This window comes from Mesorhizobium sp. M0998, from assembly GCF_040318885.1.
In the GTDB taxonomy this organism is placed as follows: domain Bacteria; phylum Pseudomonadota; class Alphaproteobacteria; order Rhizobiales; family Rhizobiaceae; genus Mesorhizobium.
Genome location: NZ_JAMYND010000012.1, coordinates 153,610 through 180,169, shown reverse-complemented (window position 1 = coordinate 180,169; position 26,560 = coordinate 153,610). Strand labels below are relative to the sequence as shown.

Below are 26,560 nucleotides of genomic sequence, written 5' to 3'. Positions count from 1 at the left end.
CCTCGTTGAAACGATCGAGGCAACCGAATGCAACAACTACTTCGCAAACGCCGGCTACGCTTCCATCAAAACGTGAAAGGCTCTAATACCAGCCCGGAACCCTTCGCCCGCGGCTTCACGCACGGCTTCACCATCGACTTTCGCGACGCTGCGGCACGCGATGCCTATCTGGAGCATGAAGCGCATCAGCGAGCCGGCGCAAAACTGGTCGCGGCGCTCGAAGGCGGCACCGACGGGCTGATGGTGTTTGATCTGGAGATCGCGTGACTATCCCATTCTCAGCGCAACGACGCCGGCAACGATGCTAAGCACCGCGGCACCTCGCCATGCCGTCATCTTCTCGCCGAGCGCGAAGACCGAGATCATCATGGCGAACAGGATCGATGTTTCGCGCAGCGACGCCACCGAGGCGATCGGCGCCTTGGTCATCGCCCACATCACGATCCAGTAGGCGCCGCCGCTGAGCACGCCGGTATAGATTCCGGCCTTCCAGTCGCGCGCCAGCACCGGCAGCGCCTGTGGGCCGCGAGAGACGACGCATAGCACCAGCGCCCACAGCGCATCGCAGACGAACAGCCAGGCGGCATAACTCGACGCGGTGGCGGCCAGCCGCGCGCCGCTGCCGTCCGACAGCGTGTAGCTGGCGATGAAGATCGATGTGCCCAACGCGAAACCGACGGCGCGCAGGTTCAATTTCTCCAGATGCGCGCCGCCGCGAAACGACAGCACCAGCGTGCCCGCCGACAACAAGAGGATGCCGAGAATGGCGAGCGGCGCCGGCATCTCGGCAACCACCACAACGCCCCCCAAAGCGGCCAGCAATGGCGCGGTGCCGCGCGCCAGCGGATAGGTCTGGGCGAAATCGCCGGCCTTGTAGGCGCCGATCAGGAACGTCCTGTAGCCCATGTGGAAGACAACCGAGGCGAGGATGTATGGCCACACTTCCGGCTTCGGCACCTCGACGAAAGGCAACGTCACCAGCGCAGCGGCACCCATGCCGAGCGTCATCAGTGTGATCGACAGGAAACGGTCGAGATGGACCTTGACCAGCGCGTTCCAGATCGCATGCATGGAAGCGGCGGCGAGCACCGCGAAAAAGACAAACAGGCTCATCGGCGGTTCATCCGCCGCCCGTCCCGATGACGATCGGCGTCTCCAGGTCGATATCGACCCAGAGCGGAAAATGGTCGGAAGCGATTTGGCCGATATCGGCGCTGACCGAGCGCACGCGCCCGGCAAACATGCCGCCGACGAAGCAATGGTCGAGCCGGCGCTTTGCCAGCCTGCCATCGATAGTCTTCACATGGGTGTGGAAATCCGCTGTCGGTTCCATTGCGACGGCGGCGGCATCGACAAAACCGTCGAGATAGGCGGCACCGCGATGATAGGGCGCGCTGCCGATAAGGCGCCGGTACTCGGCGCTGTCCGGCTCCATGTTGAAGTCGCCCAACCAGATCGCCGCTACGGGGTTTTCTGGCTCCTGTTCGCCATTGCTCCAGTTGCGCGCCGGCTCGTCGTCAGCGCCGCTCCATGGACCGCCCTCGGACGGCGCACGGCGATGCTCGGCGAGCAAATAGTCGATCTGCTCCAGCCGCTCCTCGGCCGCGATATGCGCCAGATGCAACGACAGCACCCGCACCGGACCGGCAGGGGTGCGGATCATGCATTCGAGTGCGGCATTGCGGGTGTTGAGCGGCCGCAGCGTGCGCCTGAGCGGCAGCGTATGCAGCCGCGACCAGACGATCGGAAGCTTCGACAGAACCATGGTGCCGAATTGCCGCCGCCGGTTGACGATGCGGCCTACACGCCGGTGGCTGGCATCCATGTCGAAGGCCGGCCCGTAGACCCAATGGTAGTCGGGCAGAAATTGCGAAAGAAGTTCCGGCTGGTCGTCCTCGTTGCTGCGCAACCAGTGCCGTTCCACCTCCTGCAAGGCGATGATGTCGGCGCCGGCCACGACCTTGGCGCAACGCGCCAGGTCGTAGCGGCCATCGCTGCCGAAGCCATACTGGATGTTATAGCTGACCAGCTTCATTGCTTATCCGGCTCAGTTTCCTGCTGGCAGTAGCCGTTCGCTGACAGCCTTGCAATGTGCAGCCGGGCGGAGGGAGCTTGGGCCAGATGCTAAGTGGTCAGCGGCTGGAACCGACCGGGCGGGGATGCTGCCAGTTCCGACCAGTCGATTTCTTCCTCAAGGCGGTGGTAGGCTTCGTCGCCGATCGTTCCGTCGATGCGCAAACGCTCCAGCGCATCGCGCTGGCTCTTGATGGCGTAGAGACGCAATCTGTCATACTCGGTCGCCGCCTGGGCATCCTCGGGGTTTTCGGCGATGGCGCGCTGGGCGGCATATTGCTCTCGCACCGCCCCGGCCGCGCTCGATGTCTTGCCGCTGAGCACGTCCAGCGCCGCCTGCATGATGGCGACGCGCGCCTGCGCCACCTCCCGGTCGACCGTCCGGTCGAGGTCGAGATTGAGCAGAAGCAGCAACGGTTTCAGGCTGACGCCTTGCAGCACCAATGTGCCGAGCACGACCGTGAAAGCGGCGAGCACGATCGGATCACGGCCCGGAAAGTCGGCCGGCAAGGCGAAGGCTGCCGCAAGCGTCACCAGGCCGCGCATGCCGCACCAGCCGATGAGCACGCCGCCGCGGAATGTCGGTGCATCCTTCCGCCTGTCTTCGTCGCCCAGACGTGCCAGCGCTCTGAGGATCGCGCCGCAGCCCAGAACCCAGACGAGCCGCGATACGATGACGACGGCCAGCACAGCCAGGGCAAAGACGAACGCCTCGCTTTGTCCTTGCTCGGCAAGTCGACCGACGATGGACCGCGCTTGCAGGCCCATCAGAACGAAGGCCAGCACGTTGAGCACGAACACCGCCGTCTCCCAGACCGAGTAGGAACTGACACGATTCCTTGCCGGCATGCGGCGCGGCGATGTACGTGCGATCGTCATGGCATAGACGACGATTGTGATGATGGCGGAAAGCCCTATCCTGTCGGCCAGGATCCAGACGCCGAAGGTTGAGGCGAATTGCACCACGGTGCCGCTCGCCGGGTCGTCGATGCGGCCGAGTATGGCGAGAGACAACCGGCCGAGCACATAGCCTGCGGCAAGGCTGCCGACCGTCGACAGCAGGATCATTGGAACGGCACTGCTCAACAGGATGGTGCCGGCGGCTGCGGAAACCGACATCCTGTAGATCAGCAGCGCCGTGGCGTCGTTGAGAAGGCTCTCGCCTTCCAGGATGGCGGTGATGCGGTGCGGCACCTTGAACTGTCCGAGCACGGCCGCCGCCGCCACCGCATCGGGCGGCGCTACGATCGCGCCGAGCGCTATGGCGGCGGCGATGGGCAAGCCTGCCATCGTCCAGCCGACCAGCGCGACCGTCACGGTGGTGAAGATGACGGCGCCAAGCGCCAGCAGGATGAGCGAAACCTTGTAGCGGTTGAGATCGCGCAGCGACGTGTCATAGGCCGCGTCGAGCAGAACCGGCGCGATGAACAGAGCGAGCGCCAGCCCCGGGTCGATCTCGATGGTCGGGGCAAACGGCAGGAAGGCGATGCCGGCGCCGGCCAGCGCCAGCAATGACGGATAGGGAATCTGCAGACGCCGCGACAGCGCGGTCAGGGCGACCGCGATGAGAAGCAGGACAAGGGTGAGTTCAAAAAGCGCCATGCCTTATCGTAGCGGTGAAGCCGGGCGATTGGCACTGCAAAAACGACGACGGCTTTGGCTGCTGGTGAATGGTGAATGGTGAATGGTGAATGGCTGCGTGCAGAGGAATTTCGGCGCGTAAAGCGCATTCTTACTATTCACTGTTCACTATTCACTCTTCTCCTAATGCAGCACCAGCATGTCGCCCGACGAGAACGAAATCTCGGCCTTTTCGCCGACGGCCGGCGGCGGTATGGCCGGACTGTTGAACGTGTCGAGCGAGACCGTGCTGCCGCCGATGCCGACGCGAACCCGGATGACCGAGCCGAGGAAATGCACCTCGGCGATTTCGCCCCAAAGGCTGGAATCGCGGCCGGGGTGTCGGCCGAGCGAGATCGCCTCGGGCCGCAACGCCAGCGACAGCCTGTCGCCGGATTTCGAGCCGTTGAGCTTGCCCTTGAGCGAGACCTCTTGCGAGTTGACGCGCACCTTGCCCGAAGCGGCGTCGGTGACCGTGCCTTCGAGCACGTTCAGCGTGCCGACGAAATTGGCGACGAATTTGGTTGCCGGCCGGTTGTAGATCTCGAACGGCGTGCCGACCTGCTCGGCCTTGCCGCCATACATGACGGCGATGCGGTCGGAGATCGACAGCGCCTCTTCCTGGTCGTGGGTGACGAAGATGGTGGTGATGCCGAGCTTCTTCTGGATCGAGCGGATTTCCTCGCGCAGCGACACGCGCACCTTGGCATCGAGCGCCGACAGCGGCTCGTCGAGCAGCAGCAGTTTCGGCTTGGGCGCAATCGCCCGCGCCAGCGCGATGCGCTGCTGCTGGCCGCCGGACAGTTGGTAGGGATAGCGGTCGCCCATCTGCGGCAGCTTGATGATGTCGAGCATCTCGGCAACGCGCCTGTCGGCATCGGCCTTCGGCATACCGGCGACCTTCAGCCCGAAGCCGATATTCTGCGCCACGGTGAGGTTCGGAAACAGCGCATAGGCCTGGAACACCATGCCGATGTTGCGCTGGTTGGGCTTGAGCCGGGTGACGTCCTTGCCGGCCACGACAATCTTGCCGGCGGATGGCTCCTCGAAACCGGCGACCATGCGCAGCACCGTCGTCTTGCCGCAGCCCGACGGGCCAAGGAAGGAGACGAATTCGCCCGGCTCGACGTCGAGGTTGAAATCCTGCACCACAATGGCGGCGCCGAAGGATTTTCGCACCTGCTGGATTGAGAGGAATGGCTCGGCCATGGCTTTTTCTTTCGGCTTTTCGATCAGTTCGGGCTGTTCGCCGATCGCGGAGCGAAGCGCGACAGGATCTGGATCAGCGACATGCAGCCCCAGGTAATGGCAAAGGCGATGATGGCAAGCGCCGCCGGCTCATAGGCGCGATTGGCGCCGACGTTCTGCAGATAGGGTCCGAAAGCAGGCCGGTTGAGCAGGCTGGCCATGGTGAATTCGCCGATGACGATGGCGAAGGTCAGGAAGGCGCCCGACAGCACCGCGATCAGCACGTTGGGCAGGATGACCCGAGTGATGATCGTGCCCCAGCCGGCGCCGAGGATCTGCGCCGCCTCGGTCAGTGTCCGTACGTCGATTGTGCGAAGCCCGGTGTCGACGGCACGATACATATAGGGCAGCGCCAGTGTCGCATAACCGATGACCAGCAAGGCATTGGCTCCTGTCTCGCTGGCCAGGAACGGCAGCGGTGAGTTCGACCCGTACATTCTGATGTAGCCGAAGACGATAACGATGGCCGGAATGACCAGCGGCAGCAGCGTGATGAACTCGACGACGGGCCTGATCTGCGGCAGCCGCAGACGAATCCAGTACGCCGCCGGCACCACCACCAGCACGCCAAGGACGATGGTGAAGATGGCGGCGACCACCGAATAGATGAAGGTCGCCTGGAAGCGGGGATCGCCGAGCACGACCTGATAGGCATCGAAGGAATACGCGCCGCGCCGCATGCGCATGGAGAATTCCACGGTCGCGATCAGCGGAATGAAGAAATAGGCCGCGCCCAGCGCGAAGACGATCCAGGCCCAGAATCTGCCGGACTTCATTTGAGCCACCTCTCAGAGCGCGTCCGGAACCAGATGTAGAAGACATTGGCCAGCCCAGTGATGACGATCATGCCAAAGGCGATGGCGTAGCCGAGATGGGCATTGTGCAGCACGTCACCGCGGATCTGCGCGTAGAGCAGGATAGGGACGATGTTAAGCGAGGAGCCGGTCAGAGCGTAAGCGGTGGCGATGGCACCGAAGGCGTTGGCGAACAAGAGGATGACGGTGCCGAGGAAACTTGGCCAGATCACCGGAATGACGACCATGCGCCAGAACTGCGCCTGGGTCGCGCCAAGCGTTGCCGCCGCTTCGCCCCATTCCTTCTTCAGCCCATCGATCGCCGGCACGATGATCACCACCATCAGCGGGATCTGGAAATAGACATAGGTCAGCGTCAGGCCCCAGAACGACAGGATGTTGAAACCATGGGCATAAATGTTGAAGCCGACCAAGACGTTGAGCAGCACCGTGGCGAGCCCGAGCCGGCCGAGCGTCGCGAGAAAGGCGAAGGCCAGCGGCACGCCGGCAAAATTGGAGGCCACGCCGGAAAAGGTCAGTGTCGCCGAGCGTATCCACTCCGGCAGCCCGCCGCGCACGATGGCGATGGCAATGGCAAGTCCCGCGAAAGCACCGATCAGCGACGAGGCGAGGCTGACCTTGATTGAGATCCAGTAGGCGGCAACGATCGACGGCTGCGCCAAGGCCGCTATGTTTTCGAAAGTGAATTCGCCGGCATCGTTCCGGAATGCGCCCAGCATCAGATAGAGCGTCGGCAGGATCAGGAACATGATGGCGAAGATGAAGAAAGGCGCAACGCCAAGCCATTGCGTCGGCAGCCGCATGCTGCGGGCGTCGGCAGGAGGCGCGGTCTTCCCGGCAACAGCGTGATCGGACAACGAGATATCGGTCATGCGCCGGCTACCGTCCTGGAGGTATGCCGGGCGGCCATCTAAGCCGCCCGGCTGATCTCAAGTCTTACTTGACGTTGGCGCCGACGACGGCATCCCAGTTCTTGGTGATGGCTTCCTTGGCCTTGCCCTGCTCGTCGAGCGTCGGGAACACCGCGGCTGCATAGGACTCGGCCGGCGGCAGCTTGGCCATCACGTCAGCCGGGAGCTTGCCATTCTTGGCGAGGTCGTTGAAGCGGATCGGGTGACAATAGCCCTTCAGCCAGCCGACCTGGCCTTCGTCGGAATAGAGATATTCCAGCCACAGCTTGGCAGCATTCGGGTGCGGCGCATAGGCGCTGATCGCCTGAACATAGACGCCGGCGACGACACCGGTCTTCGGCACGACGACGTCGACCGGCGGATTGCCCTTCAGCGTATCACGGCCGGCAAGCGCGTTGTAATCCCAGGTTACCAGGATTGGCGTCTGGCCTTGAGCAAGCGTCGCGGGCTTGCCGATGACCGGCACGAAATTGCCGGCGGCGTTGAGCTTCTTGAAGAAGTCGAGACCAGCCGTGCCGGCGGCTTCGCCGGCAGCCGCACCGCCGGAAAGCCCGGCGGCATAGACTGCCTGGATGGCCTGGTTCGAAGCACGCGGGTCGCCGGCGAGCGCCACGGTATTGGCGAATTCCGGCTTCAGCAAGTCGGCCCAGTCGGCCGGCGCTTCCTTGACCAGGTCCTTGTTCACCAGAAACGAAAGCACGCCGTAATAGTCGCCGGTCCAAAAGCCTTCGGCATCCTTGGCGCTGTCCGGGATCGAGTCCCAGGTTGATACTTTATAAGCCTGGATCAGGCCATCCTTCTTGGCGGTCGGGCCGAAGCTCAGGCCGACGTCGATGACGTCGGGCGCTTGCGGGCCCTTGTTGTCCTTGTTGGCCTTGATCGCCTCGACCTCGTCGCCGGAGCCGGCATCGGGGTTGAGCTCGTTGACGGTGATCCCCGGATATTTTGCCTTGAAGCCGTCGATGACCGCGCCGTAGCCGCACCAGTCATGCGGCAGCGCGATGGTGGTGAGCTGGCCTTCAGCTTTGGCTGCGGCGACCAGTTCATCCATGGACTGGGCCGACGAGATGGCAGAGGTCGCCATCAGGGCGACGGCCGAAAGGGAAAGCAGTTTTCCCGTGAATTTGAACATGTGTTCTCTCCGTTGAACTGACGCCGTTGGACGCCTGCGATGCGGTATCGTTTTCGTGTGACAGCCAGATGAAAGCTTTGTGAAAGCGATGCCCCGCAGTATGAAAAAGTAAACTCTTTTTAACCGGCTGTAGCAATCGCTTCGCGATTCTTTTTCCGGCTAACTAGTTTCGATCTTGCCTTTCATCTTTCCCCCTTTCCTTTGCCTCTTTTCTCAAGTCGATTTCCGATGCGAAAATTGTCTCAGACGGTGCCGGCGATGGCGTTTTCGAGCAGCGTCAGCGCCGCCTTCTTGGTCAGCTTGACCGGGTTGCCGCCGGCGGTCGGATCGACCACCGCCATGTCGGCAATCAGGCCCTTGCGCTTCTTGTCCATGTCGAGCCCCTTGATCAGGCCGGGCAGCGCATGCGGCACCTTGAGCTCCTTGCGCAGCTTGATGATCGCCTTGGCAAAACCGTCGAAGCCGCCCTTGATGCCGCAATAGGCGGCAAGCCGGGCGATGCGCGGCTCGATCGCCTCGCGGTTGAAGGCCAGCACGTAGGGCATGAACACGGCGTTGGTCATGCCGTGGTGGCTATCGTAGAGCGCGCCGATCGGATGCGACAGCGAATGAATCGCTCCAAGCCCTTTCTGGAAGGCGGCCGCTCCCATGGCAGCGGCGCTCATCATGTTGGCGCGGGCGACCAGATCTTTGCCGTTGGCATAGGCTTTCGGCAGGTTTTCGAAGACCAGCCTTATGCCTTCCACGGCGATGCCGTCGGCCATCGGGTGATAGCCCGGCGCGCAATAGGCTTCGAGACAGTGAGCGAGCGCATCCATGCCGGTGCCGGCGGTGATGAAGCCCGGCATACCGACCGACAGCTCCGGATCGGCAATGACGATCGCCGGCAAAAGCTTTGGATGGAAGATGACCTTCTTGGTATGGGTCGCTTCATTAGTGATGACGCCGGCGCGGCCGACTTCCGAGCCGGTGCCGGCCGTGGTCGGCACGGCGATGATCGGCGCGATCGCATCGGCATCGGCGCGTGTCCACCAGTCGCCGACATCCTCGAAATCCCAGACCGGCCGGGTCTGCCCGGCCTGGAAGGCGATCAGCTTGCCGAGGTCGAGCGCCGAGCCGCCGCCAAAGGCAATGACGCCGTCATGCTTGCCCTTCTTGAACACGGCAATGCCGGCGGTCAGGTTGGAATCCACCGGGTTCGGCTTGACCTCGGAAAATACGCCATATGGCACCTTGGCGTCGTCGAGGATCTTCAGCGTCGAGGCCACCACCGGCAGCCTGGCCAGTCCCGGATCGGTGACGAACAGCGGCCGCTTGATGCCGGTCGCCGCCAGCACCTCCGGCAGCTCCTTGATGCGTCCGGCGCCGAAGCGGACGGTCGTCGGGTAATTCCATTTGGAAACGAGTTTTGTCATTTCGACCTTCTTGACTGCTTTCGTGCTCTCGGATGTCGTCAATTCACAAAGGTATTGGCCACACGGTCTGACCGTATCATGTACGGAATCCAGATGGCTGCGGCCCAGACGGAACGGTAAATTCCGCGCATCGTTTCGCTGTCGAACGCATCAGCCAAGGTTGGAAAGCTCTCGCGAAAAACCAGATGCGCAGCCCATGGGTCGAGGATGGCATATACCGGCATCGCGACTGCCCAAATCATGTACCAGCCCGGGAATATCTCCCAGCGCTTGAACATGAAGAACAATAACAGGACCGGGGCTGTAAGGCTTAGAACGCCTGCTGTCACCAGTTCGGCAACGAGCAGCGCACCTTGAGAAAAACTGAAGGCCTGCCAGTCGAAGCCGAGATAGTCGGTATTGTGCAGTTGTACCAACCCCAGTATCGGCGTGAGCATCAACCCAAGCATCGGCAGGACAAGCCATCCGCCGATACCCTCGGGACCCTCACCATCTGGCAGCGCCGATTGTTGTGTATCCGCCATTACTCCCCCTCAACAGCGATCGCATGCCTGTCGATCGCCACCTTAGATCACCTCGCGCAGATGGTATGATTTCGGCCTGGTCAGATTGTCGTAGCCGATGGCCGACAGTGCCGCGCCCTTGCCGGTGTCCTTGACGCCGGTCCAGACCAGCGCCGGGTCGAGATAGTCGCAGCGGTTCATGAACACGGTGCCGGTCTCGACACGATCGCCGATCGCCGCCGCATGCTCAATGTCGTGCGTCCAGATCGAGGCCGTCAGCCCATAGGGGCTGTCGTTCATCAGCGCGATCGCCTCCTCGTCGTTGCGCACCTTCATGATGCCGACGATCGGGCCAAAGCTTTCCTCGCGCATGACGCTCATCTGGTGGTCGACCTGGGTCAGCACTTCCGGCGTCAGATAGGGGGAACCTTGCCTGTCGTTGGCCACCTTCATATCGATGTGCGCCCTGGCGCCCTTGCGCAACGCCTCGGCCTTCTGCTCGCGGATCAGGTCGGCGAAGCGCGCCTGCGCCATCGGCCCCATGGTGGTCGCCTGGTCGAGCGGATTGCCGACGACGTAGTTCCTGGTCTCGGCAATGAAGCCCTCGACGAATTCATCGTAGACCGTCTCATGCACATAGACGCGCTCGATGCCGCAGCAGCACTGGCCGGAATTGTAGAAAGCGCCGTCGACCAGATTGGCAACGGCATGGTCCATCTTTGCGTCCGGCAGCACATAGGCCGGATCCTTGCCGCCGAGTTCGAGGCCGAGCGTCATGAAGGTGCCCGCCGCCGCCTTCTCGATGGCGCGGCCGCCGGCGACCGAGCCGGTGAAGTTGACATGGTCGATCTTGCCGGAGCCGAGCAGCCTTTCGGTCTGCGCGTGGTTCAGGACGAGGTTCTGGAACAGGCCCTTGGGCAGGCCTGCTCTGTCGAACGCCTGCTGAAAACGTTCGCCGACCAACAATGTCTGTGCCGCATGCTTGAGGATGACAGCGCTGCCCGCCATCAGCGCCGGCACGATGGTGTTGACGGCGGTGAGATAGGGATAGTTCCACGGCGCGATCACCATGACCACGCCGAGTGGCACCTTCTTCACATAGCGGCGAAAGCCGTCCTTCGGATTGGAGGCCATGACCGGCTTCAGGGCCGCCTCGGCGATCTCGACCATGTAGCTGACGCGTTCCCTGACGCCGCCGAACTCGCCGCCATAGCGCACCGGCCGGCCCATCTGCCAGGCGATCTCCGGCACGATCTCGTCGGTCATGGCGACCAGCGCTTCCAGCATGGCAAGCATGTATTTGCCGCGCTCGATGACCGGCGTCTCAGCCCACTTCTCCTGCGCCGCCTTGGCACGTTCGACCGCGGCACCGATCGCCTGGTCGGTGGCAAGAGGCCGTTCGGCATAGATCGAACCGTCGACGGGGGATTTTATCTTGACCGTTTCGGTCATGCCTTGGGTCCTCGCATTCTACAATAATGTCGTTGGTTAGCGCCGCCCCTCATCCGCCTGCCGGCACCTTTTCCCGTATACTGACGGGGAGAAGGGACAAGCTCAGCGCCGGGCCCCCTCTCCCCCGTTCTTCACGGGAGAGGCTGAGGGTGAGGAGCGGCGCCAACGTTGCCAGATTATTCAATACCGCTCGAACCCCCTGTGCAGTTCCCAGTCCGTAATCCGGCGGTCGTACTCGAACTGTTCCCAGTGTGCCGTGTGGACGTAATGTTCCAGCACATCGTCGCCGAGCGCTTGCCTCAGCATTTTCGATTCCGCCAGCGTCGCGGTGGCGTCGCGCAATGTCTTTGGAATTTCAGGCAGCTGCGAGGCCTGGTAGGCATCACCGACGAAGGGCTTCTGCAGCTCAAGCTTTTCATCGATGCCGGCAAGCCCGGCCGCGATCAGCGCGGCGAAAGCCAGATAGGGGTTCAAATCGGCGCCGCCGATGCGGCATTCCATGCGGATGCCCTTGGTGCCCTCGCCGCAAAGACGGAAACCGGCGGTGCGGTTGTCCTCGCTCCACATGATCTTGGTCGGCGCAAAGGTGCCGGCCTGGAAGCGCTTGTAGGAGTTGATGTAGGGCGCCAGGAACCAGGTGAATTCCTTGGCATATTTGAGCTGCCCGGCCGCCCATTGCTGGCCGAGTGTCGACAGCGTCCACTCGGCATTTTTGTCGTAGAACAACGGCGTCTTGCCGTCGGCGCTCCACAGCGAATTATGGATGTGGCTGGAATTGCCGGCGAGCCCGTAATTGTACTTGGCCATGAACGAGATCGCCTTGCCTTCGGACTCGGCGATTTCCTTGGCGCCGTTCTTCAGGATGACGTGGCGGTCGGCCATGTCGAGCGCCTCGGCGTAGCGGACATTGATCTCTTCCTGGCCTGGCCCCCACTCGCCCTTCGAATTCTCGATCGGGATGCCGGCCGCCTCCATCTCGTTGCGCAGCCGGCGCATGACGCCTTCTTCCTTGGTGGTGATGCCGATCTGGTAGTCGCCGATGTAGGGCGATGCCGTCTCGAGGCCCTGCCAGTGCTTCTTGCGGGCGGAATCGTAGGTTTCGCTGAACAGATAGAATTCGAGCTCGGAAGCGAAATAGCCGATATAGCCGCGATCCTGCAGCCGCTTGACCTGCTTCTTCAGCATGGCGCGCGGCGAATGCGCCAGGTCGTCATGGGTATGGTGGTCGAGCACGTCGCAGATCACCAGCGCCGTCTTCTCCAGCCACGGAACGAGCCGCAGCGTCGCAAGGTCCGGCTTCATGACGAAATCGCCATAACCCTTCGACCAGCTCGCCGCCTTGTAGCCGGGCACCGGTTCCATATCGATGTCTGCCGCCAAGAGATAGTTACAGCCATGCGTCTCGTCATGCGCGGAATCGACGAAATAACGGGCCAGGAACCGCTTTCCCGCGAGCCGCCCCTGCATATCGACGATGCAGGCCAGCACCGTGTCGACCTCGCCGCTGGAGACCGCTTGCTTCAACTGATCGAACGAGAAATTTCCGGCCATTCCTTTGGCACTCCAGCGCTTGTCGTTTCGGGCTTGTCACTTTGAAAAGGAAACGGAAACCCATGGCCGGCACGATGCCGGCCATGCTCATCAGAGAGCGTCAGGCGCCGGCCTCGCCGACAGCTATCTCGGCTGCCTTGATCGCCGCCTGGCGCTTCGCGATCTGGTCGCCGATGGGCGGACCCTGGAAGCGGCGGTTCTCGAAACCGAACCAAAGCACCGCGGTCAGCACGATGAAGCCCAGGGTGATATAGAGCACCTTGTCGTTCGGGGGCTGGATGGCGATGTAGAAGATGATCGCCATGCCGATGATCGACAGGATGCAAAACAGCTTGAACAGGCCGGCGCCGAGATTCCATGGGCCGGGATTCGGCCATTTCGCCGTTCCGAAAGCCGTCATGCCGAGCGCGATCGGAATGGTGAAGGACAGGAACAGGAACACCAGCGTCGAATTGACAACGATGGTGTAGATGTTGGTGCCGCCGATCGAAATGAACTGGGCAAGAAAGACATAGATGATCTCGAGGATCGCAGCGGTCCAGATGGCATTGACCGGCGTGCGCCAGGTTGGGCTGACTTTGGCGAGCCCGGCCGAACCGACCGGCATGCCGCCGTCGCGAGAGAACGCAAACAGCATGCGCGAGGCCGAGGTCACCGTGGCGAGGCCGCAGAGGAACTGCGAGATCAGGATTGCCAGATAGAGCAGTTCTTTCAGCCAGCCCGGTAGGATTGCATCCATTGTCGAGAAGAATACGCTCCAGCCCTGCTTGGCGCCTGCCGCCAAGTCCGGAATTGCCAGAACGATCGCGCAGACCATCGCCCAGCCGATAAGCGACGACCAGAGCACGGACGAAATGATCGCCCGCGGAACGGAATGCGCTGCCTTCAGCGTTTCTTCCGAAGTATGCGCCGACGCATCATATCCGGTGATGGTGTAGACCGGCAGCAGCAGGCAGAGCAGGAACAGGTAGCTCATGGAATCCGACTGTGGGAAGACACCGCCGCCGGCATCACCCGAATAGTTGGTGAAGGTCCACAGCCGCGTGATGTCGATTGCGGGCGCAAACACCAGGCAGGCAATGATCAGCACAGCTGTTGCGCCAAGGATCAGGAAGCCGGAAGCGTCAGTCAGCATGGCGGTCAGCTTGATGCCGAAGTGATTACAGAGCGCCTGGATTGCGGTGATGACGGCAACAAATCCGACAATCTCGCCCGGAGTACCGGTAATGCCGAACCAGCTCCCGAACGTTCCGACGAAGAAGAAAGCAGTGCCGATGTTGATGGCGCCGAGCACGGTGATCAGGCCGAGCAGATTGAGCCATGCGGTGAGCCAGCCAGTGAAACGGTTCCCTAGGATGGATGCCCAGTGATAGAGGCCGCCGGCGGTCGGAAATGCAGAGGCGATCTGGGCCATGGCGAGCGCGAAAAATCCCGAAACCATGCACCCGACGATCCAGCCGATGCCAGCGCCGGCGCCACCGATGGACGACGTCGCTTGCGCGAAGGAATTGATGCCGCCTGAGAGGATGCAGATGATCGAGAACGAGATCGCGAAATTCGAGAAGCGGCTCATGCTTCGCGACAGTTCCTGAGCATAGCCCATTCCGTGGAGAACTTTCAGGTCCTCCTTCTTGTCAACTTCGCTGTAACCCGGTGCTACCATTTTAAAGTCCCCTTTTGGTTTCTTAGCTGGCCGATTGAACTGACTTTCCGACTGCGCTTGGTCTGGAGGCCTTGGCCGCTTCGGGCTCCAGATTGAGAAAAATACCTGCGAGCAGATCCGCCCATTTCCGCTGCCCGGCTGCGCCGGCGATCTCGTCGTTGCGGATTTCAATCATTGCGCAGGCCAGCCCGCGCGAGCGGGCATGGCGTTCCAGTGTGAAATAGACGCGGTCGGCCGGCGAATAGGGTTCATTGACGCCGACCGTGACGCCGGCGAGCCGCTTCAGCGCCGCGATCAGCGGCGCCGCCAACCGACCATCCTCGTCATGGATGATGCCTATGTGCCAGGGCCGGCTCTTGCCCTTGTATACCGGCGTGAAGGAATGGATCGAGACCAGTCTGGTTTCTCGCTCGGCCGCCTGGCGTTCGTCGATGATTGCAGCGATCCTCTCGTGAAACGGCCGCCACGCCAGAGCGATGCGCGCCTGCCGCTGGTCGGCGGAAAGCCCCTGGTTGGCCGGGACCACGGTTTTTTCGCTGGCGCTGACCGTCACTATCAGGTCCGGCGCGTCGATCGGCCGGTTGCAGTCGATGACGAGCCGCGAGACGCAGGTCTCGACCAGCGTCGCATCAAGCACCTCGGCCATCCGGCGCGCCACCGGCAAGGCGCCGGGATCCCAGGCGATGTGGCGGGAAAGTTCCTCGGCGGCAAGGCCGAGCGTTCCGAATTCCGGTGGCAGGAAATTGGAGGCGTGGTCGCAGGTCAGCACGAAAGGGCTTGATCCGCCGGGGTTCGTCACCCTTACGGTTTCAGGCGATGCAAGGCTGGCGGGCCGTGCTGTCTCCATTGTCTGCTGTCCCCGGGGAGCGCTGTATCGTATGTTACGTATTTTGCCTCATTGCGTCCCTGCGGATGATTTCATACAGTTTGGCCGGCTTTGTCAAACGCGATTTCGATAATGCGCTAACGGCACGGCCAGGGTGGGGAAAAAGCATGGTTTCGAGCATTGCCGAACTGATCTCCGACCGCATCGGCACCATGCCGGCCGGCGAGCGGCGCGCAGCGCAAGCGCTGATCGCCAGCTATCCGCTGATCGGGCTGAAGACGGTCGCCGAATTCTCGGCTACGGCCGGCGTATCATCGCCCACGATCCTGCGTTTCGTCGCCCGGCTCGGCTTCCAGAACTATCCGGAATTCCAGTCGGCGCTGCAAGACGAACTGGCGGCGCAATTGCAGTCGCCGGCTTCGCGCACGCTCAATCCCCCCTCCCAGGGCAGCAGCGCCGTGTCGCCGATGCTGGAGGCGACCCTCGACAACATGCGCGAGACATTCCGGCACCTCTCGGACAAGCAGCTTGCCGACATCGTCGCCAAGCTAGCCGACCGGCGCGGCAAGACATTCCTGATCGGTGGCCGCTTCACCGACCCGCTGGCGCGCTACATGGCCGCCCACCTCGCCATCATCCAGCCCAACGTTTTTCACCTCGGCGGGCAGGAAAGCGTCTGGCGCGACCGACTGATCGACATGGGCAAGCGCGACGTGCTGGTGATCTTCGACATCAGGCGCTACCAGGACAGCTTGGTCCGTTTCGCCGAGACGGCCAACCAGCGCGGCGTGCAGATCGTGCTGTTTACCGACCAGTGGCTGTCGCCGATCGCCCGCTTCGCCCGCCATGTCATCGCCGGGCGCACCGCCGTGCCTTCGGCCTGGGACTCATCCGCCGCGCTTTTCGTCGTTGCCGAAGCCCTGATCGGCGCGGTCACAAGGCAGCTCGAAGCCGACGGCGCCAAACGCATCCGCGAACTGGAAAGCCTGCGGTAGAGCTCCTCCGGAAAGGCACGCCTTTCGCTTCGGTCTAGTCCACTAGAAAACTGATCATCTGCAGGATCAGGATCAGCAAAAGGACGCCAAAGACAGTCGCAACCACCGCTGCCAGCAGGACGGTGCGTTGTTTCTTACCCATGGCTTTCCCCCCGACAGCATAGTCCCCGTCCACGACTGCGAATATCAGTCCCGCCCCACTGCTCGGCCACCTCCCAACTCCTCAAGACCCGCCTGCGGCTTGGGCGGAGGAGTAATGACGACTGGTTCACGTGCGAAATGAACCGCTTACCAAGGTGCTCGCTAACGGGCACGGCCGCATCATTCATCCGACCCATGTCACGGCCGAATGACCACCTTGCATTTCGGGCTTAACCATTCAGCCGCTAAGCGTGCCCCACTCCAGCTACTTTACCCATGGCAAGCATGATCGAAGTTCGGCTAACCTTGTCGACGTGAAGCCGCTTCCTTGAACCAAAGCGCGGTGAACTGCGCGGAGGAATTCGATGAGCTATCTGGACGAGCTGTTCTCAGTCGCCCGCAAGACGGCGCTGGTCACCGGCGCCGCGACCGGCATCGGCCGCATGGCGGCGACCGCTCTGGTCATGGCTGGCGCCTCGGTGATGATTGCCTCGCGCAAGGGCGAGGACTGCGCCAAGGTTGCCGGCGAGTTGAACGGACTTGGCGCATCCGGCCGGGCGGAAGGTTTTGCCGGCGACGTCTCCAGCGAGGCCGGCATTGCGGCGCTTGTGGCCGAGGTCAGGGCGCGGACCGAGCGGCTGCATATCCTGGTCAACAATGCCGGCATCTCCTGGGGCGCGCCGCTGGAAAGCTTTCCCTACCATGCCTGGGCCAAGGTGTTCGGCGTCAACGTCACCGCGGTCTTCCACCTGACGCGCGAATTGCTGCCTCTGCTCGAGGCCGCCGCCAGCGATGCCGACCCGGCCCGGGTGATCAACCTCGGATCGGTGATGGGCACGCAGCCTTTGGCCGAAGATGCCTACTCCTACTCGGCCTCGAAGGCCGCGGTTCACCACCTGACGCGCATCCTGGCAATCGAGTTCGCCGCCCGCCGCATCACCGTCAACGCCTTTGCGCCTGGCCCTTTCCAGAGCCGGATGACGGCCTTCGCCACCGGCACCGAGGACCAGGCAAGACACATCGGCAACCACGTTCCGATCGGCCGCATCGGCGCACCGGATGACATTGCCGGCGCAACGCTCTATTTGTGCAGCCGGGCCGGCAGCTATGTCACCGGCGCCATCCTGCCGATCGATGGCGGGCAGTCGGTGCAACACGGGCTGACATTGTTCAAGGAATGAGACGCACGCCATCCGGCAACGAAATGCCGGGGGTGAAGATGGAGGACATCAGCGTGGAACCGATCAGTCTCGATGTGCTTCTGGCCAACGTCGGCAAGGAAGTCGGCGTGTCGCCATGGCGGGTCGTCACCCAGCGCATGATCGACCAGTTCGCCGATGCCACCGACGACCATCAGTTCATCCATTGCGATCCGGAACGCGCCAGCCGCGAAACACCGTTCGGCGGCACCATCGCGCATGGCTTCCTGTCGCTTTCGCTGTTGTCGGCGATGACCTTCGAAACCATGCCGCCGCTGGAAAACAGCAAGATGGGCGTCAATCATGGCTTCGATTCGCTGCGCTTCCTGGCGCCGGTGAAGACCGGCTCGCGCATCCGCACCCGTTTCGTGCTGGCCGACGTCAAGGTCAGGCCGTCGGGGTGGGTGCAGACGGCGCACGACGTGACGATCGAGATCGAGGGCTCGAAGAAACCGGCGCTGACCGCGCGCTGGCTGACGCTGACGCTGATCGAACGCCAGCCGGAAGCGGTCTGACTCTCGTCGGGCGGAGAAGCCCGAATCTATCTGTGCCAAATCTATTTGGCTTCGGCCGCGACGTACTTCATGTGGCGGCTGACCTGCAGCGCAATGTAGACGACCAGTGAACAACCGATTGGGAACACGATCTCGTTGAGGCCGGTTGCGATCGCCTGTGGCATTGCGAGAGCAGCGTCGTTCGCCGCGGCCGTCTCGATGGTCAGCACCGTGATGCCGCCGCCGAATACCGCGCCTATCAGGGCGCCTGCCAGCGCGAAATGGAGCGGACGCGGTTCTTCCTTCGATGCCAGCGACGCCAGTGCCCAGCCGAGCAGCCCGTATTCGATAGCCCGCAGCACACCGAGCGTCGTGAGCGACAGGATGGCCGGCTTTGCCGCCGCGTCCAGCGCGCTGACCATAACCTTTTGCGTCCCTTTGGCGATGCCCATCGCCAGTGGCGCCGAAATCGCACCGATCAGGCCACCGAGCGAGGCTCGCACCTTGGTGAGCGCCGTGCCGAGGCTGACGCCCGCGCAGACGAAGAACGACCAGGTCACGCCTTGCGCCAGTTCGATCAGAACCTGCGTCGTCGCCGGGTAGGCACCTGCCGCAAATCTGACGGTCAGAATGAGAGCTTCCATGGCGAAGCCGAGCGCGATCGCCAGCCATGCGACCATGACGACGCGCCTGAGCGCCATCCTGGCGCGATGAGAAAGCGGGTCCACGTCCGGCACGCCGGACGAAAGCTCAGTTCCGGTCATAACGGCCTCCCGAAACGAAATTTTTGCAGAGCCGCGAATTAGTCTTTGTCTGTAACAGTCCGATGTTGCCGGCTTTATTGCCTGGTTACATCGTTTTGTGAGGTCAAGCCTCTGCTTCACACCGCCCTTGCCCGACGCCGTACAGCGTATATATGCTGCATCCAGCATCAGTCATAAGGCAGTAGAAAGTTGCAGCTAAGCGTCCAGGAGCGCCGCGAAAAACAAAAGGCCGAACTGCGTTCCGAACTTGTCGACGCCGCGCACAAGCTTGTCCAGGAAGAAGGCTATGACGGCCTCACCATCCGCAAGCTCGCCAAGCGCGTCGGCTATGCGCCGATGTCGGTCTATTCCTATTTCGCCGACAAGCAGGACATCCTGTTCGCGCTGGCCGAGGATGCCTTCGAGACCCTGGCCAGGCGCATCGCAAATCATACGGCCGACGACCCGATCGAGGCGCTCAAGGCGGTGCTTGTCGAATACGCCGCCTTCGGGCTGGAAAATCCCAACGAGTACCGCACCGTGTTCATGACCGAAAAAGTCAAGCCGCCGACCGGCAAGACCTTTGCCGAGATGGAAGGCGGCAACCCGGCGATGAAAGTGCTGATCGAGAGGGTCGAAGCCTGCGTTGCCGCCGGCAGGCTCAAAGGCGATCCACGCGCCATCGCCACCATGCTGTGGGCGGTCGGCCACGGCGCCATCTCGCTGCTGATCACCTTCCCGTTCTACCCGTTCGGCGACCAGACGACGTTCATCACACGGATCGGCGACATCATGCTCGAAGCCATCGCCGCGCACGAGATTGCGCCGCTCACGCCGCCCGTCAACTGCTGAAGAGCGGCGCTCCTCCCGATCTGCAGGATCTTCTCCGAACGATCCGCGCCACAGCGCCGAGCGTTCGGCAATTCTCCGTACGCGTACGATTCTGCTTGAACATCGGGAGTCCAGGGCGTATCTGTACGCAATACCGTACAAGTACGAGAAATTCAATAGCTGAACCGGAGACCGACGATGAAGAAGGCAATCCTCACGCTCGCCGCCCTGCTGGCGCTCTCTGGCGCCGCATTTGCCGGCAGCAGTCAGACAGGCAAGCAAGAAGCGGCCTGCATCGACACCAAGGCTGATGTGAAGCTCGATTGCGCGCCGACCGGATCGCTTGAAAACGCCGATGCCGCGGCCCACAAGGCCGGCAGCAAGGGCCCGAGGCTCGGCATCGGCATCGACCCGTGGATCGTGCCAAGCAGCTTCTGAGCCGACGGGCGACAACACGCGGTGATGAACCGAAAGGGCGGCAGCAATTACCGGCCGCCCATCGTGCTGCCTCAGCCCTGCTTTTTGTCACCCCGCGCAGATCACTTCTTGCGCTTCTGTCCCACCACCCTTTTGGGCTTGCCGGGTCTTGCCGGTGCGCCGGGAATGGCCGTTCCGGTGATCGATACCGGATCGCTGGCCGGGAATGTATCCTCGAGGCCTTCCTCGAGTTCCTCTTCGATATCCGTCCCAGTGCGCTGCTCGTCTTCGAAAGAGCGCACGGCCGGCGTCTTGACCGGCGACTTCGGCGCGGAGTTCGGCGGCATTTGCGTTCTCCCTCGGCTCGCTGTCGCAGAACGGGCGGGCGCGGCGAACATGCCTATGCTGCTGCGTCGCGCGCCGCCTCCGACAGAAAAGTAAAGACATAATCGGAAAAGGAACGCCAGCATTCGACGCGGAACGCGTCGGCCGCCGTGCGCAACAGCACGATTTCGACCTTGCCGAGAATGGTACGCGACGCCGCCCCGACCGGAAAGACGTCGAGCGACAGATCCTGCGGGCAGCCGGCATTGATCGTCGCCGCGGCAGCCGGACCGGTAACCGATATGGCGACGTTGCGGTGCGAGATGCCGACCGCCGAATGCAGTACGGAAATGCTGGCGCAGTCGGCGAGCGGATCTTTTCCGCTCTCGTCGATGACCAGCCATTCGTCCGGCCCGAGCCACAAGGCCGTGCGTCCGGCCTTTGCCGCCGAGGTTTTCGGCCTTTGCGGCAGGACGACGCCGAGCGCTTTCGAAAGTGCCGCAATCGAGGCTTCCGGCGCGCGCAGCGATATGCGCTCGGCCGGCGGCAGCACGGCAAGTGTAACGCCGGCGGCGGAAAGCGACTGGCCGGCGAGAGCTGGACGGCGTTCGACTGAGGGTCCGGCGGCGTCGGTTTTCAAAGCGGCTTTAGCCATTGAGGCGCTCCCCCTTCTCGTCGAAGAACACCATGCCGGTGACCTCCACCTCGATCATCCCGTCCGGCATCGGCACATAGAGCGTCTCGCCCGTGCGATCGCGGCCGCCGGCGACCAGCCCCAGCGCGATCGAGCGGCCGCAATTTTGCGACCAATAGCTCGAGGTGACATGGCCAATCATCTTCATCGGGATTGCCTGCTTCGGGTCCGCGACGATCTGCGCGCCCTCCTCCAGCACCACCTTGGGATCCCTGGTCTTCAGGCCGACAAGCTGCTTGCGGCCCTTGGCGACCAGGTCCGGCCGCGCCATGCCGCGAATGCCGACGAAATCGGTCTTCTTCTTGCCGACGGCCCAGTCGAGCCCGGCATCGTTCGGCGTCACCGTCCCGTCGGTATCCTGGCCGACGATGATGTAGCCCTTTTCGGCGCGCAGCACATGCATCGACTCGGTGCCGTAGGCACAGGCTCCGTGCTTCTGGCCCTCGGCCCATAGCGCTTCCCAGACCGCCTCGCCATAATCGGCCGGCACGTTGACCTCGAAGCCGCGCTCACCGCTGAACGACATGCGAAACAGCCTTGTCGGCACGCCGCAGATCCTGCCTTCGCGCACCGACATATGCGGCAGCGCCTCATCCGACATGTCGATGCCCTCGACCAGCGGCGCAATGATGTCGCGAGACTTCGGTCCCTGCACGGCAATCACCGCCCACTGCTCGGTGATCGAGGTCAGCCAGACGTTGAGATGCGGGAACTCGGTCTGGAGATAGTCTTCCATATGGTTCATGACCCGCGGCGCGCCGCCCGTCGTCGTCGTCACATGGAAACGGTCGGGTGCAAGCCTGCCGACGACACCGTCGTCATAGATGAAGCCGTCCTCGCGCAGCATGATGCCGTACCGGCAGCGGCCGGGCTCGAGCTTCTCCCATGGATTGGTGTAGAGCAGTTCCATGAATTTGGCCGCATCCGGCCCGACCACCTCGATCTTGCCCAGCGTCGAGGCGTCAAACAGGCCGGCCGTCTTGCGCACCGTTATGCATTCGCGGTCGACGGCGGCATGTATGTCCTCGCCCGGCTTCGGGAAATACCAGGCGCGCTTCCACTGGCCGACATCCTCGAATACAGCGCCCTGGCGCTCGGCCCAGGGATGGATCGCCGTCTTGCGGGTCGGGTCGAACAGGGGACCCCGCGCGTGGCCGACGATCGAGCCGAATGTCACCGGCGTATAGGGCGCGCGGAACGTCGTCAGCCCGACCTGCGGGATCGGCTTGCCCAACGTCTCGGCGGCAATCGCCAGGCCGTGCATGTTGGAGGTCTTGCCCTGGTCGGTCGCCATGCCATTGGTGGTGAAGCGCTTGACGTGCTCGATCGAGCGCATGCCCTCGTGCACTGCCTGGCGGATGTCCTTGGCGGTGACGTCGTTCTGGAAGTCGACAAACGCCTTGACCGTCGTCTCCGATCCGGCACCGGGTGCTGCACCCAGCATGCCGCGCGACCAGCTCTCGCCGGCGTTGACCTTCGGCTTGGAGCCCTTGGCCGGCCTGCTGCCGGCGTCCTTGGCCGCCTTGGCGCCCGCTGCATAGGCCTCGTCGATCGTCGCCGACAGCCCGTCGGTACCGTTGCAGGCGCCGACCGAGACGCAGTCCTGCGCATAAATTCCGGGCACGAAGCGCTTGGTCTCGTCATTGAAGGCGACCTTGCCGCGCGATTGCGAGAACAGATGCACCGATGGCGTCCAGCCGGCCGACATCAGAATCGCGTCAACCGGGATGGTGCGCTCGCCGCCGCCATTCTTCGGCTGCACGGTCATCGACGACACCCGCAATTTGCCGCCGGCGCGGATCACCGCGCGGCCGAAATTGACCTCGATGCCGAGCGCCCTCGCCTCGTCGATCGCCGGCCCGGTCGGGTTGTCGCGCAGGTCGACGATCGCCGCCACGTTGATGCCGGCCTTTTTCAGGTCGATCGCCGCCGCATAGGCGGAATCGTTCGCCGTATAGACGCCGATATTCCTGCCGACGGCGACGCCGTAATGGTTGAGATAGGTGCGCGCCGCCGACGCCAGCATGATGCCCGGCCGGTCGTTGTCGGCAAACACCATGTGGCGCTCGATGGCGCCGGTCGCCAGTACCACGCGTTTAGCGCGAACCTGCCACAGCCGCTCGCGCGGCAGGTCGCGGCCGGGGTTCTGCAGATGGTCGCTGACGCGCTCGACCAGCCCGACGAAATTCTGCGCGTAATAGCCGAAGGCCGTGGTACGCGGCAGCACGCGGACATTGTCCATCGCGCTCAACTTGGCGAGAGCCGATTGCGCCCAGGAAAAACCGTCCTGGCCTTCGATCTTCGCGCCGCTCTCGAAGCGCAGGCTGCCGCCGAATTCCGCCTGCTCGTCGGCAAGGATGACGCGCGCGCCGGTCTCGGCCGCGGCCAATGCCGCGGCGATGCCCGCGGCACCGCCGCCAAGCACCAGCACCTCGCAATGGGCGAAGCGCGCCGAATAGTGGTCGGGATCCGGCTGGTCAGGAGCGACGCCAAGACCGGCGGCGGCGCGGATCTTGGGTTCGTAGAGGTTTTTCCACGCAGCCTTCGGCCACATGAAGGTCTTGTAGTAGAAGCCGGCCGAAAGCATCGGCGAGGCAATACTGCTGACGGCACCGACGTCGAAAGCGAGCGACGGCCAGCGGTTCTGCGACTGTGCGGTCAATCCGTCATAGAGCTCCTGCACCGTGGCACGCACGTTCGGCGTCTTGCGTGCCGCGTCGCGCTTGATCTCGACCAGCGCGTTCGGCTCTTCGGCGCCGGCCGACAGCAAGCCGCGCGGCCGGTGGTACTTGAACGAGCGGCCGACGAGATGGACGCCGTTTGCAAGCAGCGCCGAGGCCAACGTATCGCCCTCGATGCCGGTATAGGGGCGGCCGTCGAAGCTGAAGCCAGCTATCTTTGCCTGTTTGAGCCGCCCGGCGCCGGCAATGCGGAACGTGGCGCTCATTTGGCGGCTCCCGGCAGCTTTACGGGCTTCGGCTCGCCGGCCTTGTAGGTCATCAGGAACCTGTCGCTGACGGTGTCGCGCACGGCGTTGAAGAACCGCGCGCAGCCATGCATGTGCCGCCAGCGCTCATAGATGATCCCCTTGGGGTTTGAGCGGATGAAGAAGAACTTTTCAAAATCGTCGTCGCTCTCGCTGGCGATGTTTGGGGAACGCGCGATATGCGCCTCGCCGGCGTTGCGGAATTCGAGCTCCGGACGCTCTTCCTCGCAATAGGGGCAGCGGATGAGAAGCATGGTTGGTCCTACAGTTCGCCGTGGCCGACGCGAGCGCCGGCAGGTTGGTCGCAAAGCCTCTGGCCCATCGTCACGAAGGGCGCGACCAGCCGGATGCGCTCCTCGATGCTGGCTACCGGGCGGAAAAGGTCGCGATACGCCATATTGCCGACCGAAAGCGTCATCGGTTCGGTCGTCACGATGACGTAGCGCCGCTCGAATTTTTCGCCCTCCTCGAGATCGGCTGGCCGGTTCTCCATAAAGGTGACCACTCTCTGACCGGCGCTCCAGGTGCAGGCGAGTACACCCTCGTCGACGGAAAACGGCCAATCTGCTTCATTGCCGGCGCGGCTGATGGGCTGCAGGCGCACCTCCTCTGGCGTGGGGATATGGAACAGGCCTTGCTCGCCGGCGAGCATCAGCGGCATGGCGACGGCCATCTCGGTCATCATCAGTGCGCCACCGCTGCCGCCGCCGCCTCGTCGATGAGGCGGCCGGTGCGGAAGCGCTCGATGGTGAAGGGCGCGTTGATCGGGTGCGGATCGTCTCTGGCGATCGTATGGGCAAAGACATGGCCCGAACCCGGCGTCGCCTTGAAGCCGCCTGTGCCCCAGCCGCAATTGACATAGAGGCCGGGCACCGGCGTCTTGGCTAGGATCGGCGAACGGTCCGGCGTCACGTCGACGATGCCGCCCCATGAGCGCAGCATCTTCATGCGCGTGAAGATCGGGAACATCTCGCAGATGGCGTCCAGCGTATGCTGCAAAATGTGCAGCCCGCCGGTCTGCGAATAGGAGACATATTGGTCGGTGCCGGCGCCGATGACCAGTTCGCCCTTGTCGGACTGCGAGATATAGGCATGCACGGTGTTCGACATCACCACGCAAGGCACCACCGGCTTGACCGGCTCCGACACCAGCGCCTGCAGCGGATAGCTTTCCAGCGGCATGCGCACGCCAGCCATGTTCATGATCACCGATGAGTGCCCGGCGGCAACCACGCCGACCTTCCTGGCACCGATGAAGCCGCGCGTCGTCTCGACACCGGTGACCGCGCCGTTCGGCGCCCGTTTGACGCCGGTGACCTCGCAATTCTGGATGATGTGGACGCCGCGCGCCGAGGCGCCGCGCGCATAGCCCCAGGCGACGGCATCGTGCCGCGCCGTGCCGCCGCGGCGCTGCAGGGAGGCGCCCATCACCGGATAGCGCGCATTGCGCGAAATGTTGAGCGGCGGGCAGAATTCCTTGGCCTGCTCCGGCGTCAGCCATTCATTGTCGATGCCGTTCAGCCGGTTGGCATGGACGTGCCGCTTCAGGACCTGGATGTCATGGATGTTATGGGCGAGCATCATGACGCCGCGCGGCGAATACATGACGTTGTAGTTGAGCTCCTGGCTGAGCCCGTCCCACAGCTTCAGCGCATGGTCGTAGATGCCGGCGCTTTCGTCATAGAGATAATTGGAACGGATGATGGTGGTGTTGCGGCCGGTATTGCCGCCGCCGAGCCAGCCTTTTTCCAATACCGCGACGTTGGTGACGCCGTGCACGGTGGCGAGATAATAGGCGGTGGCCAGGCCGTGGCCACCGGCGCCGACGATGATGACGTCGTACTCCTTCTTCGGCTCCGGTGAGGACCATTGTTCCTCCCAGCCCTTGTGACCGCGCATGGCCTCGCGGGCGATGGCGAATACCGAGTATTTCTTCAACGTCGCAGGCCTCGCAAATGGCGGCCGGGCGGATCGGTCGACCCCGGCGCGCGAGCTGTATCACTAGCGAAACGGCGCTGCCAGCCTTGCACTGTTTGCGACGGCGCTTGCCGTTTTGCGCCGTGGTGAAAAAGCCGCATGCGGGCTGGTTGATGCAATTGCCATCCATCACTATCCGTCGCCTGGCGATCGGAGGATTATGGCGGTGGCTAACGTCTGGTGGAATCTGACATTGCGCTTCATGCTGGAACTCGCCGCTTTGCTCGGCCTCGGCATGGCGGGCTGGAGCCTCTCAGCGGGCATGTGGCGCTGGACCCTTGCCGCGGCATTGCCGTTCGTTGCCGCCGCGCTCTGGGGTACGTTCGCGGTGCCGAACGATCCGAGCCGGTCGGGGCGGGCGCCGGTTCCGGTGCCGGGCGGTTTGCGGCTGGTACTCGAGCTCGTCATCCTGTTCGGCGGCGCTGCGGGATTCCACCTGGCCGGTTACACGACAGCCGGCATTGCCGTCGCCCTGCTGATCGCCGTCAGCTACGCATTTTCGCTCGATCGGCTCGGCTGGCTGCTCAAGCAATAGTCGCCTTGCACCGTT

At 63.1% G+C, this 26,560-nt stretch carries 27 protein-coding genes; 7 read left to right on the top strand and 20 right to left on the bottom strand.

The annotated features are described in order from the left end of the window. Positions 1–27: 27 nt before the first annotated feature. The gene (locus NKH59_RS14420) at positions 28–267 is read left to right on the top strand and encodes a Dabb family protein (protein WP_353022192.1); all 240 of its coding nucleotides are present in this window, start codon (positions 28–30) and stop codon (positions 265–267) included. Here NKH59_RS14420 and NKH59_RS14415 read toward each other — a convergent pair whose 3' ends face one another. The 13 genes from NKH59_RS14415 to NKH59_RS14355 all read right to left on the bottom strand — a co-directional run bounded on the left by NKH59_RS14415 (position 268) and on the right by NKH59_RS14355 (position 15,230). Further along, positions 268–1,113, bottom strand: a complete 846-nt coding sequence (locus NKH59_RS14415; protein ID WP_352539371.1) for an EamA family transporter — start codon at positions 1,111–1,113, stop codon at positions 268–270. Positions 1,114–1,120: 7 nt separating this feature from the next. Then, positions 1,121–2,035 (bottom strand): endonuclease/exonuclease/phosphatase family protein, encoded by a 915-nt coding sequence (locus NKH59_RS14410; RefSeq protein WP_352539372.1) that lies wholly within the window; start codon positions 2,033–2,035, stop codon positions 1,121–1,123. A gap of 89 nt (positions 2,036–2,124) precedes the next feature. Continuing rightward, on the bottom strand, positions 2,125–3,675 hold the full coding sequence (locus tag NKH59_RS14405; RefSeq protein WP_352539373.1) for a cation:proton antiporter: 1,551 nt from the start codon (positions 3,673–3,675) through the stop codon (positions 2,125–2,127). Positions 3,676–3,837: 162 nt separating this feature from the next. Next, a complete protein-coding gene (locus tag NKH59_RS14400) occupies positions 3,838–4,902 on the bottom strand; it encodes an ABC transporter ATP-binding protein (RefSeq protein ID WP_353022190.1) in 1,065 nt (354 codons plus the stop codon). 23 nt (positions 4,903–4,925) lie between these two features. Next, positions 4,926–5,717: an ABC transporter permease gene (locus NKH59_RS14395; protein ID WP_352539375.1), complete on the bottom strand. Its 792-nt coding sequence runs from the start codon at positions 5,715–5,717 to the stop codon at positions 4,926–4,928. Next, positions 5,714–6,628, bottom strand: a complete 915-nt coding sequence (locus NKH59_RS14390) for an ABC transporter permease (RefSeq protein WP_023675356.1) — start codon at positions 6,626–6,628, stop codon at positions 5,714–5,716. The genes NKH59_RS14395 and NKH59_RS14390 overlap by 4 nt, the downstream gene beginning before the upstream one ends. Before the next feature lie 64 nt (positions 6,629–6,692). Beyond that, positions 6,693–7,799, bottom strand: a complete 1,107-nt coding sequence (locus tag NKH59_RS14385) for an ABC transporter substrate-binding protein (protein WP_352539376.1) — start codon at positions 7,797–7,799, stop codon at positions 6,693–6,695. Positions 7,800–8,041: 242 nt separating this feature from the next. Continuing rightward, positions 8,042–9,214, bottom strand: a complete 1,173-nt coding sequence (locus NKH59_RS14380) for an iron-containing alcohol dehydrogenase (RefSeq protein ID WP_352469501.1) — start codon at positions 9,212–9,214, stop codon at positions 8,042–8,044. Positions 9,215–9,252: 38 nt separating this feature from the next. Next, the gene (locus tag NKH59_RS14375) at positions 9,253–9,738 is read right to left on the bottom strand and encodes a DUF2569 domain-containing protein (protein WP_352539377.1); all 486 of its coding nucleotides are present in this window, start codon (positions 9,736–9,738) and stop codon (positions 9,253–9,255) included. Between the two features lie 42 nt (positions 9,739–9,780). After that, a complete protein-coding gene (locus NKH59_RS14370; protein ID WP_352539378.1) occupies positions 9,781–11,169 on the bottom strand; it encodes an aldehyde dehydrogenase family protein in 1,389 nt (462 codons plus the stop codon). 180 nt (positions 11,170–11,349) lie between these two features. Then, positions 11,350–12,720 carry a glutamine synthetase family protein gene (locus tag NKH59_RS14365; RefSeq protein WP_352469498.1) on the bottom strand — a complete coding sequence of 457 codons (1,371 nt, stop codon included), beginning with the start codon at positions 12,718–12,720 and terminating at the stop codon, positions 11,350–11,352. Between the two features lie 100 nt (positions 12,721–12,820). Next, a complete protein-coding gene (locus tag NKH59_RS14360) occupies positions 12,821–14,383 on the bottom strand; it encodes an amino acid permease (protein WP_352539379.1) in 1,563 nt (520 codons plus the stop codon). Positions 14,384–14,405: 22 nt separating this feature from the next. Beyond that, positions 14,406–15,230 (bottom strand): N-formylglutamate amidohydrolase, encoded by an 825-nt coding sequence (locus NKH59_RS14355; RefSeq protein ID WP_352539380.1) that lies wholly within the window; start codon positions 15,228–15,230, stop codon positions 14,406–14,408. A 146-nt stretch (positions 15,231–15,376) separates the two neighbouring features. Here NKH59_RS14355 and NKH59_RS14350 point away from each other — a divergent pair, with 146 nt between their 5' ends. From NKH59_RS14350 to NKH59_RS14340, 3 genes are all read left to right on the top strand, one after another. Next, entirely contained in the window at positions 15,377–16,204 is an 828-nt protein-coding gene (locus NKH59_RS14350; RefSeq protein ID WP_352469495.1) for a MurR/RpiR family transcriptional regulator, read from the top strand. A gap of 506 nt (positions 16,205–16,710) precedes the next feature. Continuing rightward, positions 16,711–17,526, top strand: a complete 816-nt coding sequence (locus NKH59_RS14345) for an SDR family oxidoreductase (protein WP_352539381.1) — start codon at positions 16,711–16,713, stop codon at positions 17,524–17,526. Between the two features lie 38 nt (positions 17,527–17,564). Continuing rightward, positions 17,565–18,059 (top strand): MaoC family dehydratase, encoded by a 495-nt coding sequence (locus tag NKH59_RS14340; RefSeq protein ID WP_031211357.1) that lies wholly within the window; start codon positions 17,565–17,567, stop codon positions 18,057–18,059. Positions 18,060–18,100: 41 nt separating this feature from the next. On the opposite strand, the gene NKH59_RS14335 is transcribed toward NKH59_RS14340, so the two are convergent. After that, positions 18,101–18,802, bottom strand: a complete 702-nt coding sequence (locus NKH59_RS14335) for a hypothetical protein (RefSeq protein ID WP_352469493.1) — start codon at positions 18,800–18,802, stop codon at positions 18,101–18,103. 189 nt (positions 18,803–18,991) lie between these two features. On the opposite strand from NKH59_RS14335, the gene NKH59_RS14330 reads away from it, so the two are divergent. Both NKH59_RS14330 and NKH59_RS14325 read left to right on the top strand, forming a co-directional pair. Then, entirely contained in the window at positions 18,992–19,633 is a 642-nt protein-coding gene (locus tag NKH59_RS14330) for a TetR/AcrR family transcriptional regulator (RefSeq protein WP_352469491.1), read from the top strand. A 177-nt stretch (positions 19,634–19,810) separates the two neighbouring features. Beyond that, a complete protein-coding gene (locus tag NKH59_RS14325) occupies positions 19,811–20,050 on the top strand; it encodes a DUF680 domain-containing protein (protein WP_352539382.1) in 240 nt (79 codons plus the stop codon). 101 nt (positions 20,051–20,151) lie between these two features. On the opposite strand, the gene NKH59_RS14320 is transcribed toward NKH59_RS14325, so the two are convergent. Genes NKH59_RS14320 through NKH59_RS14295 form a run of 6 tightly spaced genes read right to left on the bottom strand, consistent with a single transcriptional unit; the run spans position 20,152 to position 25,971 of the window. Next, entirely contained in the window at positions 20,152–20,376 is a 225-nt protein-coding gene (locus NKH59_RS14320) for a hypothetical protein (protein ID WP_352539383.1), read from the bottom strand. Between the two features lie 53 nt (positions 20,377–20,429). Further along, positions 20,430–21,008, bottom strand: coding sequence for a sarcosine oxidase subunit gamma (locus NKH59_RS14315; RefSeq protein WP_352539384.1), 579 nt, complete (start codon positions 21,006–21,008; stop codon positions 20,430–20,432). Then, positions 21,001–23,994, bottom strand: coding sequence for a sarcosine oxidase subunit alpha (locus NKH59_RS14310; protein ID WP_352539385.1), 2,994 nt, complete (start codon positions 23,992–23,994; stop codon positions 21,001–21,003). Before NKH59_RS14310 ends, NKH59_RS14315 begins: the two co-directional genes overlap by 8 nt. Then, positions 23,991–24,287 carry a sarcosine oxidase subunit delta gene (locus tag NKH59_RS14305; protein ID WP_023675338.1) on the bottom strand — a complete coding sequence of 99 codons (297 nt, stop codon included), beginning with the start codon at positions 24,285–24,287 and terminating at the stop codon, positions 23,991–23,993. Before NKH59_RS14305 ends, NKH59_RS14310 begins: the two co-directional genes overlap by 4 nt. A gap of 8 nt (positions 24,288–24,295) precedes the next feature. Beyond that, the gene (locus tag NKH59_RS14300; RefSeq protein WP_352488693.1) at positions 24,296–24,718 is read right to left on the bottom strand and encodes a hypothetical protein; all 423 of its coding nucleotides are present in this window, start codon (positions 24,716–24,718) and stop codon (positions 24,296–24,298) included. Then, a complete protein-coding gene (locus tag NKH59_RS14295; RefSeq protein WP_352448264.1) occupies positions 24,718–25,971 on the bottom strand; it encodes a sarcosine oxidase subunit beta in 1,254 nt (417 codons plus the stop codon). The genes NKH59_RS14300 and NKH59_RS14295 overlap by 1 nt, the downstream gene beginning before the upstream one ends. Positions 25,972–26,176: 205 nt before the next feature. Here NKH59_RS14295 and NKH59_RS14290 point away from each other — a divergent pair, with 205 nt between their 5' ends. Further along, on the top strand, positions 26,177–26,545 hold the full coding sequence (locus NKH59_RS14290; RefSeq protein WP_352488692.1) for a DUF2568 domain-containing protein: 369 nt from the start codon (positions 26,177–26,179) through the stop codon (positions 26,543–26,545). The last annotated feature ends 15 nt before the right edge of the window (positions 26,546–26,560 follow it).

Excerpts from the sequence above, each read along its gene's own strand:
- NKH59_RS14410 (WP_352539372.1), bottom strand. The coding sequence starts at position 2,035 with ATGAAGCTGGTCAGCTATAACATCCAGTATGGCTTCGGCAGCGATGGC.
- NKH59_RS14350 (WP_352469495.1), top strand. The coding sequence starts at position 15,377 with ATGGTTTCGAGCATTGCCGAACTGATCTCCGACCGCATCGGCACCATG.
- NKH59_RS14380 (WP_352469501.1), bottom strand. The coding sequence starts at position 9,214 with ATGACAAAACTCGTTTCCAAATGGAATTACCCGACGACCGTCCGCTTC.
- NKH59_RS14305 (WP_023675338.1), bottom strand. The coding sequence starts at position 24,287 with ATGCTTCTCATCCGCTGCCCCTATTGCGAGGAAGAGCGTCCGGAGCTC.
- NKH59_RS14390 (WP_023675356.1), bottom strand. The coding sequence starts at position 6,628 with ATGACCGATATCTCGTTGTCCGATCACGCTGTTGCCGGGAAGACCGCG.
- NKH59_RS14370 (WP_352539378.1), bottom strand. The coding sequence starts at position 11,169 with ATGACCGAAACGGTCAAGATAAAATCCCCCGTCGACGGTTCGATCTAT.
- NKH59_RS14375 (WP_352539377.1), bottom strand. The coding sequence starts at position 9,738 with ATGGCGGATACACAACAATCGGCGCTGCCAGATGGTGAGGGTCCCGAG.
- NKH59_RS14400 (WP_353022190.1), bottom strand. The coding sequence starts at position 4,902 with ATGGCCGAGCCATTCCTCTCAATCCAGCAGGTGCGAAAATCCTTCGGC.
- NKH59_RS14420 (WP_353022192.1), top strand. The coding sequence starts at position 28 with ATGCAACAACTACTTCGCAAACGCCGGCTACGCTTCCATCAAAACGTG.
- NKH59_RS14385 (WP_352539376.1), bottom strand. The coding sequence starts at position 7,799 with ATGTTCAAATTCACGGGAAAACTGCTTTCCCTTTCGGCCGTCGCCCTG.
- NKH59_RS14345 (WP_352539381.1), top strand. The coding sequence starts at position 16,711 with ATGAGCTATCTGGACGAGCTGTTCTCAGTCGCCCGCAAGACGGCGCTG.
- NKH59_RS14415 (WP_352539371.1), bottom strand. The coding sequence starts at position 1,113 with ATGAGCCTGTTTGTCTTTTTCGCGGTGCTCGCCGCCGCTTCCATGCAT.
- NKH59_RS14340 (WP_031211357.1), top strand. The coding sequence starts at position 17,565 with ATGGAGGACATCAGCGTGGAACCGATCAGTCTCGATGTGCTTCTGGCC.
- NKH59_RS14325 (WP_352539382.1), top strand. The coding sequence starts at position 19,811 with ATGAAGAAGGCAATCCTCACGCTCGCCGCCCTGCTGGCGCTCTCTGGC.
- NKH59_RS14395 (WP_352539375.1), bottom strand. The coding sequence starts at position 5,717 with ATGAAGTCCGGCAGATTCTGGGCCTGGATCGTCTTCGCGCTGGGCGCG.
- NKH59_RS14320 (WP_352539383.1), bottom strand. The coding sequence starts at position 20,376 with ATGCCGCCGAACTCCGCGCCGAAGTCGCCGGTCAAGACGCCGGCCGTG.
- NKH59_RS14300 (WP_352488693.1), bottom strand. The coding sequence starts at position 24,718 with ATGATGACCGAGATGGCCGTCGCCATGCCGCTGATGCTCGCCGGCGAG.
- NKH59_RS14405 (WP_352539373.1), bottom strand. The coding sequence starts at position 3,675 with ATGGCGCTTTTTGAACTCACCCTTGTCCTGCTTCTCATCGCGGTCGCC.
- NKH59_RS14360 (WP_352539379.1), bottom strand. The coding sequence starts at position 14,383 with ATGGTAGCACCGGGTTACAGCGAAGTTGACAAGAAGGAGGACCTGAAA.
- NKH59_RS14310 (WP_352539385.1), bottom strand. The coding sequence starts at position 23,994 with ATGAGCGCCACGTTCCGCATTGCCGGCGCCGGGCGGCTCAAACAGGCA.
- NKH59_RS14355 (WP_352539380.1), bottom strand. The coding sequence starts at position 15,230 with ATGGAGACAGCACGGCCCGCCAGCCTTGCATCGCCTGAAACCGTAAGG.
- NKH59_RS14365 (WP_352469498.1), bottom strand. The coding sequence starts at position 12,720 with ATGGCCGGAAATTTCTCGTTCGATCAGTTGAAGCAAGCGGTCTCCAGC.
- NKH59_RS14315 (WP_352539384.1), bottom strand. The coding sequence starts at position 21,008 with ATGGCTAAAGCCGCTTTGAAAACCGACGCCGCCGGACCCTCAGTCGAA.
- NKH59_RS14335 (WP_352469493.1), bottom strand. The coding sequence starts at position 18,802 with ATGACCGGAACTGAGCTTTCGTCCGGCGTGCCGGACGTGGACCCGCTT.